Annotated in this window: 11 protein-coding genes; 3 read left to right on the forward strand and 8 right to left on the reverse strand. The window is 63.8% G+C overall.

Annotated elements, in window-relative coordinates; all coding sequences use genetic code 11:
• Window positions 1-27: 27 nt before the first annotated feature.
• The 4 genes from F8G81_RS11805 to F8G81_RS11820 all read right to left on the reverse strand — a co-directional run bounded on the left by F8G81_RS11805 (window position 28) and on the right by F8G81_RS11820 (window position 6262).
• Window positions 28-1707 (reverse strand): (2,3-dihydroxybenzoyl)adenylate synthase, encoded by a 1680-nt coding sequence (locus F8G81_RS11805; protein ID WP_267274932.1) that lies wholly within the window; start codon window positions 1705-1707, stop codon window positions 28-30.
• Window positions 1704-3740 carry an acetate--CoA ligase family protein gene (locus tag F8G81_RS11810; RefSeq protein WP_267274933.1) on the reverse strand — a complete coding sequence of 679 codons (2037 nt, stop codon included), beginning with the start codon at window positions 3738-3740 and terminating at the stop codon, window positions 1704-1706. Before F8G81_RS11810 ends, F8G81_RS11805 begins: the two co-directional genes overlap by 4 nt.
• A complete protein-coding gene (locus F8G81_RS11815; RefSeq protein WP_267274934.1) occupies window positions 3733-5307 on the reverse strand; it encodes an FAD-dependent monooxygenase in 1575 nt (524 codons plus the stop codon). The genes F8G81_RS11810 and F8G81_RS11815 overlap by 8 nt, the downstream gene beginning before the upstream one ends.
• 121 nt (window positions 5308-5428) lie before the next feature.
• Complete coding sequence (locus F8G81_RS11820) at window positions 5429-6262, reverse strand: PaaX family transcriptional regulator C-terminal domain-containing protein (protein ID WP_267274935.1); 834 nt, start codon at window positions 6260-6262, stop codon at window positions 5429-5431.
• A 202-nt stretch (window positions 6263-6464) separates the two neighbouring features.
• Here F8G81_RS11820 and F8G81_RS11825 point away from each other — a divergent pair, with 202 nt between their 5' ends.
• Entirely contained in the window at window positions 6465-7826 is a 1362-nt protein-coding gene (locus F8G81_RS11825; protein WP_267274936.1) for an MFS transporter, read from the forward strand.
• 81 nt (window positions 7827-7907) lie between these two features.
• Window positions 7908-8708, forward strand: coding sequence for an alpha/beta fold hydrolase (locus tag F8G81_RS11830; protein WP_267274937.1), 801 nt, complete (start codon window positions 7908-7910; stop codon window positions 8706-8708).
• 86 nt (window positions 8709-8794) lie between these two features.
• Here the strand turns inward: F8G81_RS11830 and F8G81_RS11835 are convergent, their stop codons facing one another.
• From F8G81_RS11835 to F8G81_RS11845, 3 genes are all read right to left on the reverse strand, one after another.
• Window positions 8795-10165 carry an MFS transporter gene (locus F8G81_RS11835; protein ID WP_267274938.1) on the reverse strand — a complete coding sequence of 457 codons (1371 nt, stop codon included), beginning with the start codon at window positions 10163-10165 and terminating at the stop codon, window positions 8795-8797.
• A gap of 181 nt (window positions 10166-10346) precedes the next feature.
• Complete coding sequence (locus tag F8G81_RS11840; protein WP_267274939.1) at window positions 10347-11210, reverse strand: AEC family transporter; 864 nt, start codon at window positions 11208-11210, stop codon at window positions 10347-10349.
• A 127-nt stretch (window positions 11211-11337) separates the two neighbouring features.
• On the reverse strand, window positions 11338-11481 hold the full coding sequence (locus F8G81_RS11845) for a hypothetical protein (RefSeq protein WP_267274940.1): 144 nt from the start codon (window positions 11479-11481) through the stop codon (window positions 11338-11340).
• Between the two features lie 52 nt (window positions 11482-11533).
• Between F8G81_RS11845 and F8G81_RS11850 the strand changes: the two genes are divergently transcribed.
• Entirely contained in the window at window positions 11534-12073 is a 540-nt protein-coding gene (locus F8G81_RS11850) for a CGNR zinc finger domain-containing protein (protein WP_267274941.1), read from the forward strand.
• Window positions 12074-12076: 3 nt separating this feature from the next.
• On the opposite strand, the gene F8G81_RS11855 is transcribed toward F8G81_RS11850, so the two are convergent.
• Window positions 12077-12577 (reverse strand): helix-turn-helix domain-containing protein, encoded by a 501-nt coding sequence (locus tag F8G81_RS11855; RefSeq protein ID WP_267274942.1) that lies wholly within the window; start codon window positions 12575-12577, stop codon window positions 12077-12079.
• Window positions 12578-12940 lie beyond the last annotated feature (363 nt).

Genomic DNA, 12940 nt, shown 5'->3' on the forward strand with positions numbered 1-12940 from the left:
CCATAAACCGATCGGTTTCAGAAGGGTTTAGATTCGTCCACTCTCGGCGCTGGTGGCGGCGAGGCGCTCAGTGATGTCTGCGCGCAGGTCCTTTTTGTTGATCTTGCCAACCTTTGTGGTGGGCAGCTCATCAAGCACCACGAGGTACTCGGGAATCTTGAAGGCGGCCACCCCTGTATTCCGCAGCAGTTCCTGGACCTGCTCCAGGGTGACGGCACGGCCGGGCTTGACGGTGATGTAGAGGCACAACCTTTCACCCAGCAGCGGATCCGGCATGGCCACAGCGGCTGCCATGGTCACATCCTCGATGCGGTAGACCAGGCTTTCGATTTCCTCGGCCGAGATCTTCTCGCCGCCCCTGTTGATCATGTCCTTGTCCCGGCCCTGGACAATCAGGTTGCCGTCCGGGCGGCGTTCCACGATGTCCCCGCTGGCGTACCAGCCATACGGGGTGAAGGCGCGTGCATTGGCTTCCGGTGCGCGGTAGTAGCCGCGCGGGGTGTAGGGTCCCCGGGTCAGGATGGACCCGGGGACCCCGTCAGGCAGGTCGTTGCCGGCCTCGTCAACGATCCGGATCTCATCTGCCTCGGAGACCGGGCGGCCCTGGGTCCGGCAGATGACGTCTTCAGGGTCGTCCAGCCTGGTGGTGTTGATCAGGCCCTCCGCCATGCCGAAGACCTGCTGCAGGACGGCGCCCAGGACGGGTTTCACCTTCAGGGCAATTTCGTCGGCCAGCCGCGATCCGCCCACCTGGAGCACCTGCAGGCTGGCGAGCTGGTCAGAATTCGTTTCCTGCTGGTATTCGATCCAGCGCTGTGCCACCGCCGGGACGGCAGTGGACAGCGTCACTTTCTCCCGTTCAATGGTGGCGAAGGCCTTGCGCGGTTCGGGGCTTGGCAGCATCACCACGCGGCCGCCGGCGAACAGGATGCCCAGGATGCCCGGACAGGCGAGCGGGAAGTTATGGCTTGCGGGCAGCGTTCCCAGGTAGACGGTGTCTTCTGTGACTGCAGTGGGCACCGACGTGGCCTTGATGTTGTAGGCGTAGTCGTTGTGGGTCCGGGTGATGAGTTTGGGCAGTCCGGTTGTCCCGCCTGACAGCAGGAACAACGCCGGCGAATCCGGCGAGGGCGGGTTGGCGTCCAGCCTGGCGCGGGCGCCCGAGACGTCGTCCCCGGGGGCCAGAATCTCCTCGAGCATGATGTTGCCAGGTCGCGCCGTTCCGGAAACCAGGATGGTCTCCAGGGAGGAGACGGTTCCCGCCAGCTCTTCGGCAAGAGCCTGGTGGTCGAAGTCCTTGATGATGTCCGGCACGGCGATCGCGCGGGATTCGGACAGTTCTGTCAGGAAGGACAGTTCGTATTTCCGGTGGGCGGGCAGTGCCATGACGGGGATGATTCCGGCCCTGAAGCAGGCGAGCGTCAGCACGGCGAACTGCCAGCCATTGGGCAGCTGGATCATCATGCGGTCATCAGGTTGGAGGCCCAGCTGCAGCAGGCGTTCTGCCGCGGCATCCATTCTGTCCGCCAGCTCTGCGTAGCTGAGCCGCACGTCACCGTCCACCACCGCGGTCTTTTCAGGGAGCCTGCCGGCAGTGTCCAGGATGTAGGCGCCCAGTGGACGGTCTTCCCAATACCCCTTGCGGCGGTATTCCGCAGCGAGGTCTGCCGGCCAGGGGACAGTGCCTTCGCTGGTTCGACTTGTCACTTCATGTCCTCCTTGACATTGATTACTACGGCGTCCAGCGCGACGAGCCCGGCATGCGTGAGGCGCAGGGGGTTGATTTCGATCTCCGCGATGTCTTCGTTTGCGCAGAGGGCGTCTCCGAGCGTTGCCAGGATGCCGGCCAGCTCCGCGGTGTCGAGCGTAGGGCCTGACCGGAAACCGTACAGGAGTTCGCGGGACTGGAGCTCTCCCGGCATGCCCTCAGCGGTTCGGGCCGGCAGCGGCGCCGAGCGGATGGAAATATCTGCGATGACCTCGGCGGCAGTTCCGCCCAGGCCAAGGACAATGATGGGGCCAAAGACCGGATCGCGGCGCGCTCCCACCACCAAATCGACGCCGGGGGCTGCCATCGCCTCGATCAGGAATTCGTGTGCGCCTGCGGATTCAAGCGCGTCCAGGGCGTGGTCCATGGCCTCAGCGGATTTGACCCCGAGGTGCACCCCGCCGATCTCCGTTTTGTGCAGGACGGCGGCGTCGAGCAACTTCACGGCAACCGGTCCGCCAAGTTCGGCGAGGGCTTCGTGGGCGGCTGCCCGGCTGCCGCAGCTGCGCCGGGAGGGGGTGGCGATGCCCAGTGCACCGAGCAGGTCCTTGGCGCGGTTTTCGTCCCACGGGCCCTGGATGTCGGGCCAAACGAATGCTCCGGCTGCCGGCTGGGCCCGCAGGAACTGGCCCCGTGCGTCGTTCACCAGGGCGGTAATGCCGTGGGCGAGGTTTGTCGGCCCGCTGATCAGCGGCAGGTCATGCTGCTGGGCGGACTTCCGGGCGAGTTCAACATCGCCGTCGGGGCCGTCGACTCCCACCAGGAAGGGCAGGTCGTTGGCCGCCCCCGAAGCGGCCACAGACATGGGGAGATCCGTGACCGGCTCCGTGAGCCCGTAAACCGCAACGACGTCGACGGCGGGATCCCCGGCAACTGCCGCCAGGATTTTTTCATAGCCTGGCCCCGGCCTGCCGGTGTCTACCGGATTGGCCTGGAACGTCAGAGGCGGCAGCAGCGTCCCGAAGATGTCCTGGCTGCGCTGGGAAAGGCGTGGCATGGCCACGCCTGCGCTGTGCAGGGCATCGGCGATCAGCAGGCCCGGGCCTGCCTGCCCGGTGACCAGTCCGACGCCGGGATCGGCGGCGGGTGCCAAACGGCGGCCTGCCAGGGCGGTGACGGCGGCAACCAGCTGGTTTTCGTCGTCGACGATCACCGCGCCTGCTTGCTTAAGCACAGCACGGGTGGAGCGCCAGGACGTGGCCAGCGCTCCGGTATGGGACTGGGCAAATTCGGAGACGTCGTTGCGTCCCACCACCAGCGCAACCACCGGTTTGACGGCACTCAGGCGTGAGACGGCGTCGACAAGGGCCGGGCCATCCGCCACCGTTTCAAGGTGCAGTGCCACGGCTTTGGTCTGGACGTCGGAGATCAGGTAGTCCAGGACGTCCGGGGCGGTGATGTCCGTGCCCGCGCCGATGCCGACGCCGAGGCTGACGCCCACTCCTGCCCGCTGCAGCTGGAAGGCCAGGACGTGGTTGACCCCGCCGCTGGCGGCCACTACGGCCACCGAGCCGGGTTCCAGCCCGGCGACGCCGGGGACGAAGCTGGCCCGCAGGTTCCGGTGCGGCACAAAAAAGCCGGAGGTGTTCGGTCCCAGCAGGCGGATACCTGTCTCCTGGACGGCTGCCTCCACGTCGCGGCTGTATTCGAGGCCCGGGCCGCCGGCTTCGGCGAACCCGCCGGCACAGACGAGCGCTGCCTTGGCCCCGTTGGCTGCACTCTCACGCAGTGCCTGGGCGGTGGCTGCGGCGGGCACACACAGCACGGCCAGATCGGGTCCATTCGGGATGGCGGTCGAGGCTTTGGCGATGCTGTCATGCATGCCGTTCTCACCGCGGCTGTTCACCAGTTCCACGGGGCCGGCATAGCCCAGCAAGGACTGCGCCATGACCGCCCCCAACTTTGCAGGGCTGGATGAGGCGCCCACCACGATGATGCCGCGGGGTGCGAACAGGGGAGAGAGATTATGCATTCGAGGCCTCCGGAAGGGAAGTTGCGGTGGCGTCTGCGCGGCCGGAGAGGACCAGTGTCAAAGCTGAGGCCGGGCCTTGATCGTCCACGATGACGCTGGTCAGGCCACGGCCCAGGCGGGCTTCCTCGGAGAGCAGGATGCGGGTGAATGGGTTACCGCCGGTGACAACAATGACAGCTGCCCGGGCCGGCAGCTGATCGAAGGCGGCGGCCAGGCCTGCTTCGGTGTCCGGTGCGGTGAGCAGCAGGCCTGTGTCGGCGTCGGCGTCGGCCGGGTTCATGACAAGGGGAACCACCCCGCCCTTGCCGGTCAGGGCAACTCGGCCGGCATGGCGCGTGAGTGTGAGCAGGCGCGAATCGAAGCGCACGGATCCGGCCGGGAGGGGTGTTTCCAGCGGGGCGTGTCCGTGCCGGGCGAGCCAATCCCGCTCCACCGACTCAACCAGGCCTGGATCGCGCTGGCGTATCTTGTCGACGTCGATGCTGCGGGAGAAGAAGTGGAAGGTGAACTGTGTGGGCTCGAAGGAGTTGTAGTACCTCGCGAAGTGTTCCCACCAGCTCAGGCCGCCGCGTGCCTGGTTCTGGATTTTGGCCACCTGCGGCTGGCGCTCGGTTTCATAGTTGGTGAACGCCGTTTCCAGGTCGTCCTGGTGCGCCGCGATTTCGCGTACCAGGGTAATGGCGTCTTCCATGGCCATCTTGGTCCCGGAACCAACCGAGAAATGGGCCGTGTGCACCGCGTCGCCCAGCAGGACAACGTTGCCCTTGTGCCAGCTGCGCGTACGGCGGGTGCGGAAATTCGCCCACCGGGAGTTGTTGGCCACCAAAGGTTCGCCGGCAATGTCTTCGGCGAACAGCTTCTCCAGGAACCGCTGCGTCTTCAGGTCCGACGTTCCTGGCGGCTGGCTGACGTCGAATTCGTCCAGGCCAGCTTTCCGCCACGTCTCCTCGTCGGTTTCGACAATGAAGGTGCTGAGGTCTTCGCTGATCGGGTAGCCATGCACGGCGAAGTTGCCGAACTCACTTTGCCGGTGAACGAAGGTCAGGCCGCCGAACTTGTAGGTTGTGCCGAACCAGATGAACTTGGCCGTGGCCGTCTCGGAGGTGTGGCCCAGGCTCTCGCCAAGCTGCTCGCGGGTGGATGAGTTGGCGCCGTCGGCACCCACGATCACGTCGAAACCGTCCAGGCGGGAAAGGTCGGGTACGAACTCGCCGAAACGCATGTCGACGCCGACTTCCGCGGCCCGTTCCTGCATGAGCTTCAGCAGTGTTTTGCGGTAGATGGCGGCCATGCCGTTGCCGGCAAAGCTCTTTCGCTCATCCTTGAGCCACACCTCGATGTCATCCCAGTGGGTCCCATAGTCCCGGAGGCCGTTGAGGACCACAGGATCGGCATCGTTGATCCGGCGCAGTGTTGCGTCCGAGAAGACAACGCCGAACCCGAAGGCGTCGCTGGCCTGGTTTCGTTCGAAAAGGACCACTTCCGCCTCGGGAACAGTCTGCTTGAACAGGGTTGAGAAGAAGAGTCCGCCGGGACCGCCGCCTATGCAGGCTATGCGAAGTGCCATCGTTGCCACCTAATACGTTGTGGGGGAGCCGTTGAGATACGCCTCTTCCCCAGTATGTAACTAACTTCCGTTGACCGTCAAGCTGGCGTTACATATCCACAGTGTAACCGGAACGTCCGGCCTACGCCAGCACTTCCCTGCCCGGCGCTACCGGCTGGCCAATGACGCCGGACACAAACTCCGTAGCCGCAGGCCCGAGTTGGCGGTGGATTGCGCCAAAAAGGCCATACGCTTCACTGCTGGGCCAGTTCTGTGGCTGCAGCGCCGGGGGCAGGTGAGGGTCGCGGAAGGGAAACCGGCGAAAGTCGCCGATCACGTGCATGCGCTCAATCAGTGCTGTGCGCCCGTCCTTGACCGCGTTCCCAGTCTCATCATTCAGTGCGGAGTAGCTGCTGATGAACTCCTGATAATCGGCGCCCAGCTGTTCAAGATCCCAACAGCGCGCCGCCAGGTCCCTGTCCTGCTCAAGGTCTCCGGTTCCGCACCACAAGACGTCAATCCGTGCCGAGGGATATTCTGCGGCCAAATCCCGTGCTTCGGGCATCAGTTCGTGCGGACTCAGCCAGGTGGACGGTGACAGCTGGCCAAAGCCATGCCAGGCAAGCCGCTTCCGCAGCTCTTCGCGGACGGCCCGCTCGGATTCGGGAACCTGGTAGATCACCATCGTCCAGCGGCCCTCCCAGCTGTCGTCCCGGTACCGGAAAATCCGCTCACGGCCCTCATCGAGAATCTCCAGCATGTGCGGAGTGAGCGAATATACGGTCTCGCGGCCGACGCGTCGGGTGGTGAACCAGCCCTCGTTGCGGAGGCGGGAGAGGGTGACGCGGACCGTCGCCGGTTCAATATCGAAGACGGAAAGCAGCTCCGTGAGGTCAGCAAGCCTGGCCTCGCTCCCCGCATAGCGGAGGTAGTCTCCGAAAAGGTCCAGGACCAGGGCTCTGGGCTTCCACTGCATAAGATCCTCCAACTTGGGCCTGCCAAGGCGATTCAAGCCGCCAAAGGCGATTAGACCCGCCAAAAACGGTCCGACCGATCGAAGTGAAACAAACTTCTTGACGGACCTCTAAATTATGTTACATTCAATGTGGGTCAGATCACAGACGGCCCTCACATCCCTGGCACAGCCACAACGTCGTGTATATCACCTGGAGTCCCTTATGGCTTTCTCCCCACAAAATTCAGCGCCGGCCGGTCCGCGTAAATCTCCCGCCGTCGTTATCTTCCTTTGCTTCCTGGCCATCGTGTTCGACGGCTATGACCTGGTGGTCTACGGGGCCATCGTTCCCAAGCTGCTGGCCTATGAACCCTGGGGACTGACCCCCGTGCAGACCGGCGCCATCGGAAGCTACGCCCTGGCCGGCATGTTCATTGGTGCCATCCTCATCGGCTACCTCACCGACATTGTCGGCCGCAGGAAAGTCATGATGGTGTCCATCGCATCCTTTTCCCTGCTGATGTTGCTGACCGCCTGGGCGCCCACCCCGGAACTCTTTGGGCTGTTCCGCTTCCTGGCCGGTCTCGGACTGGGCGGGGTCATCCCGACGGCGATCGCCCTGACCGTGGAATTCTCCAAATCGAACCGGCGCAACTTCAACAATGCCCTGATGTTCTCCGGCTACGCAGTTGGGGGAATCCTGGCCGCTTTGCTGTCCCTCGCTTTCCTCGGCATGCTTGGATTCCAGGGCATGCTTGCGCTGGGGGGCCTGCCCCTCGTCACCGTCGTCCCGCTGCTGTTCTGGTTCCTCCCCGAATCGCCTGCCTATCTCGCAGCCAGGGGCTACCGGGCCCAGGCAGAACGGCTCACCGCCGATTATGGACTGGAGCCGCTGCCGCCGGCGCGGGTTGAAGGCGATGCGCCGGTCGCCGGCCGCTTCCGCACTCTGCTCACCGGGCGCCTGCTGGCTGCGATGATCCTCTTTTGCCTGGCCGGAATCTGTGGCCAGACCTTGGTCTACGGCCTCAACACGTGGCTTCCGCAGCTCATGGTGATTGCCAAGTACTCGCTCGCCTCATCCCTGACGTTCCTCCTGACAGTTAATATCGGTGCCGTGATCGGGGTGCTCGTCTCATCGCGCCTCGCGGACCGTTTCGGCCCGCGGCCGGTCACCGCTACAGCCTTCGCCAGTTCCGGGGCCGCCCTGGTCCTGATGGGATCCGGCATCATGCCACTCCCGGTGATGTACCTGCTGGTCGCCGTGGTGGGATTCGGCTCGGTGGGGGCACAAATCCTGGTCAACGGCTTCGTGGCGACGTACTTTTCAGGGGCAACACGGGCCACGGCACTGGGCATCACCCTGGGCATCGGCAGGATCGGCGCCGTGCTGGCCATTTCGGGAGGCGGCGTTCTTGTGGCCGCATCCCTGGGAACGTTCATCAACTTCTCGGTCTGGGCCATTGCGGCAGCAGTGGGCGTGCTGGCGGTCATGACCGTGCCACGGCTTCAGGCGGCCGCCGTCACCACCACGGCGCAGGCAGCCGCAGAACCTGCTGCTGCCTCCACCGACGCCGTCGCACGCTGAGGCCCGGCCGTTCACGGCCGGCAGAAGCTAAATCCCGCGCACGTAACAAACGAACAACCCATCAAATGACAAGGGCGTCCCATGCAAACCGAGAACATCACCACCCACACTGTTCAATCCGCCGACGGCACGCTGATCGGCTACCGCAGGCTAGGGTCAGGCAGCCCCATCGTCCTTGTCCACGGGAGCATCTCAACCGGGGACCAATGGCATGGCGTTGCCGCTGAATTGGCCCGGACCAACACGGTGTACGTGATGGACCGCCGCGGCCGCGGGCTGAGCGCGGACGCTGAGGAGTACGCTCTTGGTACAGAATCCGATGACATCAAAGCCCTGCTGGAGGTGGCCGGCGAGGGTTCCGCACTGCTGGGGCACTCGTACGGCGCGATCTGCGCCCTTGAGGCTGTTCGGACCGGAGCGTCAGTTTCATCGCTGGTGCTTTATGAGCCTCCGCTGCCTGTCGACGCACCCACGGCAGGAGCAGCGCTGGAGGATTACGCCGCTGCGGTGAACGAGGGTGACGGGGACAAGGCCATGCGGATCGCCGCCGCCCACTTCCTGCGGATCAGCCCGGAGGAAACCGAGGGACTTGCTGCATCCCCGCTGTGGGCAGGGATGGTTGGCCTCAGCGCCACCTGGACACGTGAACTCAGGGAAATTGATCTGACCGATGTCCTCATTCAGCAGTACGCGGACCTCGACGTTTCCACACTGCTGCTGGTTGGCGAGGCGAGCCCAACACACCTGGTTGGCGCCTCAACGCATCTTCAGCAGAGACTGGCGAACGTTACCGGGCACCGCATGCCAGGCCAGAGCCACTTTGCCCATGTCATGGACCCTGCAGGTGTGGCCGGTGCCATCCAGGCGTTCATCAACCGCTGATCCCGCAAAGTAGCAGCAGTTGGCCGGGCTCCCGGGAAGTGGCCGGGAGCCCCGCCGACTAACCCTTCCGACCAAGCGAACGAAGGTCACGCATTTTGGGCTTCCCGCAGAACGCTTACCCTGGCGGGCGTTTTGGGGACGAACCGGCGGATGAATGTGGCCGTTATCGCCCCCAGCAGGGACAGCAGGAGCCATGGAGCGAGTGCAGTGCTCGACGGCGTGTAGGCGAGTTCGTAAAGCGGGGCCAGGGCCGCGTTGCCGATCACGACGGCGAGCCCCCCGGCGCTGGCGAGCAGGCCGTAGTAGGCGCCGGTGGACCGTCCGGCGGAGAATTCCAGGACCAGCCCCATCGCCATGGGTGTGACGCACATGTTGCCGAGGGCGAGGCCTGTCACCAGCAGGAGGGCAGGCAGGATGGGAAGTTCGCTGGGCGGAGGGACCACTGCCAGGACTCCCAGGGAAGCGAAGCCCATGGACTGCAGGGCAAATCCCAGGGGAAGCGCTGTTTTCGGCCCGGCTTTGCGCATGAGCCGGGCTATGGGCCATTGAAGCGTGATGGTCAGGACTGACGCGTAGGCGAACACGACGGCCAGGGCCTGGACCCCTGCCCCGGTGCGTTCCAGCTCTACCGGAAGCCCGAAATAGAGCTGGTTGGTGGCCAGGAGGTTGACACTGTAGAAGGCGGCGAACCCGATGAACCTTTTGTCCTTGAGGCAGGACCAGAGGCCTGACGGCGGCGCGTGACCCGAAAGGTCCGCTGAGGTTTTGGGCGCTTGGGCCGGAGCCTTGGGCAGGAAGAGCCAGAAGACCAGGGCCATCACTGCAAAGACAGCGGACCCGGCCAGCAGGGAAGTGTCGAAGCCGGTATGGAGCAGAAGGGATCCCAGCAGCGGACCGACAACCACGCCTACTTCGCCGCAGATCACCAGCAAGGCAAAGAGAGAGGCTCTGTTGTTCTGCGGTGCGGCGCCGCTGTTCGCACGCTCGTCTTCGGTTCCCGGTTCCTGGTTGCCCGCCCGGCCGGTGCCGCCCTCCGCGGCGGCGGCCACCAGGCTTTGCAGCGCAGGCGAAAACAGTGCCCCGCCGATACCCGTGATGATGGCACCGAGCAGGAACAGCGGAAAGTCCGTGGCCCAAACGAGCAACAGAAAGCCGGCAATCCGTACCAGGCAGCCCGTGATCATTGACTGCCGAGCTCCCCACCGGTCGGCCAATGCCCCGCCGAACAGGAACATACCCTGCTGGGCGAAGGTACGAGCGCCAAGTACGATGCCGATGGCCATCGCGCCCATCCCGAAGTCGTTCCGCATGGCTACTGCCAGGAACGGCACTACTGCATAGAAGCCGATATTGAAGATCAGCTGGCTGGCCAGCAGCAGCTGCGGCGCAGGTTCAACCCTGGCAGGACGCCGACGGGTGAGTTTCGGGCGCGGCTTCCGCGCCGCCGTCGGGCTCATCTTTTGCCGCCGAGGGGGAGGGCCGGGAACATGGTGGATCCTTAAGTGCGGGGTGCCGGGGAATACTCCTCAACTTATCAAGAATCATTCGCAATAGAGTGCTTGTGTCGCAGTAAGTCACAAACCCGACAGGCTCGAAAGGTAACTGGCGCGCAGCTCGCCGCCACCTTCGCTCCGGTCGCTATCCGGTGAAGGACGCGATCAGGAACAGCAGGCAAGGCAGGTAGAGAACGCCGGCGATCGTTTGCAGCGTGACAGTCGATGCCATGAGGGTGGAGTCCCCGCCGAGGGCCTGGGCCATGACGTAGGCAGAGGACGCGGTAGGGAGCGCCAGGAACAGGACGATGATTCCGGCCGGCGGCCCGGCCAGCCCGATGAGAACGCATGCTGCTGCGGCGATTCCGGGCAGGACGAGGAATTTGACGGCCGAGGCGTAGGCAATGGGTGGTAAATTGCGTCCGAGACTGCTGATTTTGAGGGCAGCTCCGACGCAGAGCAGGCCCACGGGCAGCGAAGCGCTGCCTAGTGCACGGACCAGGTCCTGTATCCCGGCCGGCAATCCGGAGCCTGAGAGGTTGAGTACCAATCCGGCCGCGCAGGCGAGGATCAGGGGGTTGGTGCCCAGGCTCCGGAGTGTTCCGGTGATCGAGAGTGGTTTGCTGCCATAGCGGGCAAAGGCGATGGTGCACAGCACATTGACCACCGGGACCAGAATTGCGTTGGTGACGGCTGCCAGGGCCACCCCATGTTCCCCGTAGAGGACCACAGCGACGGAAAGCCCCAGGTAGTTGTTGAACCGGATGCTTCCCTGCACCACTGAGGTGAAGGCTGGCCCGTTGAAGCCGATCCGGCGCTGCACCAGGACCAGTGCGGTGGCAGTCAGGACCACAGATCCGGCCAGGACGGCGGCCATCGCACCGATCGGCAGGTGGGAGGGTTCAGCGTTAGCGGTCCCGTGGACAAACAGGGCGGGGAGGAGAACGTAGTAGCAGAGCTTTTCAGCCTGGGGCCAGAACTCGGATGTGAGAAACTTCCTGGCCCTCATGGCAAATCCGGCCCCGATGAGTCCGAGGACAGGAAGCAGAGCCACAAGACTTTCGGCTACCAACGGTTCGTGGGCTTCCGTGGCGCAGCTGAGGCTGTCTGATGTGTCATTGGCTGATGGGCGCGAGTCACTTTTTCACGACGGCGGCAAGGAGGTTTTCAGTGCCCTCCCTCAGCCGCATGGTGTGGGCGCCGCAGGGGCAGTGGGAGTAGGTGACGGTCCCCGAGGACGTGGAGTGCCGGGATTGGACTTGCCAGTGATGTGTGTGCATGAATCAAGCATTTCGTAATGGGTTGATGCCGTTCAACCATTACAGTTAGGGGATGGCCTACAGTCACGAAAACCAGGTGGGAGCTCAATTGGCAGCTGCCCTGGTGAATGCCCCTGAAGCTCAGGATCTGGAGGCTGTGCTGGAAGAATTCAGCATTCGGGAGCCCCGGCTGGATGACACGGCTGAACGAGGCCTGCGGGTATGGGCCGAGGAACTGAAACCGGCCTTTGCAGCCGAATCCGTGGAGGAGAGATGCACCGCCATCAATGCGCTCCTCGACAGCGCCGCCGGGAGAGTGTCCCTCACCACCCATGACGGCTCGCGGCCGCACCTCCACCTTTTCCCCGAAGGCGATGACGTCCTGTCCCGGGTCAAGGCTGTCACGGCCGGCGGGCTCGCATTGTTTATTGCCTGGAGCGGTGGCGAACGGATAGGCACCTGCGCCCGGCCGAGTTGTTTTAATGCTTTTGTTGATAACTCAAAAGCAGGCAGGCAGCGGTACTGCAGCGCCCGGTGTGGAAACACCGACGCCGTCGCCCGGCACCGGCAGCTGCAAAGGAAACCACGTGTCCGTGCCGATGCGGCACGGTGAGGACTAGATGCTTGTTGGTGGGCTCACTATCCAAAGAACCTCAGCAGGCTTGCTGCTGTTGTTGATGATCCTGTGCGGTAAGGAGGACATGTAATCCATGCTGTCGCCCTGCTGCATGGCGTATGGCTCTCCATCCAGCTCGATGACAATTTCGCCGGCTGTCACATAAAGGATCTCCTGCGCGTCACCGTGGGTATACGGCTCGTCCCCGGTTGATGATCCCGGCTCAAACTCTCCGGCGTAAACTTCCAGGTGCCTCAGCGGCCGCTGGGAGATAAGAAATTTGTGGATGCCCGCGCTAGTCTGCAGTTCCGGCCGGACTTCGCGGCGCAACAGGCGGGGAGAGCCCGCGGGCAGCTCCTCGAAAAGGTCCGCCAGTGTCATGCCCAAAGCTGCCGCGATCCGCCGCAGGACACCAACGCTTGCATTTGTCAGGCCACGTTCAAGCTGGCTAAGAAACCCGGCTGTGGTCCCGCTCGCTTCGCCCAGTTCCTTGAGCGACATGCGCCGAAGTGAGCGAAACTGGAGGACCCGTTCACCTAGTTGGGATTGAGTAAGGTCGGTTTCGCTGGCCATGGGGAAACTTCCGGTTGCCTGTACTAAACTTAAGTTTAGTTGGATAAGTCAGGAACAGTGTGGCCCGAAGAGCGCGACACTGTCAAGGTGACGGGCTCGACCGTCACGCTATTGAACGGACTTCGTCCATTGAGCTGCTGCCAGCGACACGCTTAGGCGGCAGAGTTTCCTTGACATCGCACGCCCTGCCAGCCCATAGTGGGACTACTAAATATTTGTTTAGTAGAACAAATATCGATTTTAGGAGCAGGGGCGCGACAGGCCCTCGGCGGCGGGTGGAAGTCCGCCAAC

It is taken from the genome of Arthrobacter sp. CDRTa11 (genome assembly GCF_026427775.1).
GTDB lineage: Bacteria > Actinomycetota > Actinomycetes > Actinomycetales > Micrococcaceae > Arthrobacter.

Coding starts and splice junctions, on each gene's coding strand:
- F8G81_RS11830 (WP_267274937.1), top strand. CDS start 7,908: ATGCAAACCGAGAACATCACCACCCACACTGTTCAATCCGCCGACGGC.
- F8G81_RS11855 (WP_267274942.1), bottom strand. CDS start 12,577: ATGTCGCTCAAGGAACTGGGCGAAGCGAGCGGGACCACAGCCGGGTTT.
- F8G81_RS11835 (WP_267274938.1), bottom strand. CDS start 10,165: ATGAGCCCGACGGCGGCGCGGAAGCCGCGCCCGAAACTCACCCGTCGG.
- F8G81_RS11825 (WP_267274936.1), top strand. CDS start 6,465: ATGGCTTTCTCCCCACAAAATTCAGCGCCGGCCGGTCCGCGTAAATCT.
- F8G81_RS11845 (WP_267274940.1), bottom strand. CDS start 11,481: ATGCACACACATCACTGGCAAGTCCAATCCCGGCACTCCACGTCCTCG.
- F8G81_RS11850 (WP_267274941.1), top strand. CDS start 11,534: ATGGCCTACAGTCACGAAAACCAGGTGGGAGCTCAATTGGCAGCTGCC.
- F8G81_RS11820 (WP_267274935.1), bottom strand. CDS start 6,262: ATGCAGTGGAAGCCCAGAGCCCTGGTCCTGGACCTTTTCGGAGACTAC.
- F8G81_RS11840 (WP_267274939.1), bottom strand. CDS start 11,210: ATGAGGGCCAGGAAGTTTCTCACATCCGAGTTCTGGCCCCAGGCTGAA.
- F8G81_RS11815 (WP_267274934.1), bottom strand. CDS start 5,307: ATGGCACTTCGCATAGCCTGCATAGGCGGCGGTCCCGGCGGACTCTTC.
- F8G81_RS11810 (WP_267274933.1), bottom strand. CDS start 3,740: ATGCATAATCTCTCTCCCCTGTTCGCACCCCGCGGCATCATCGTGGTG.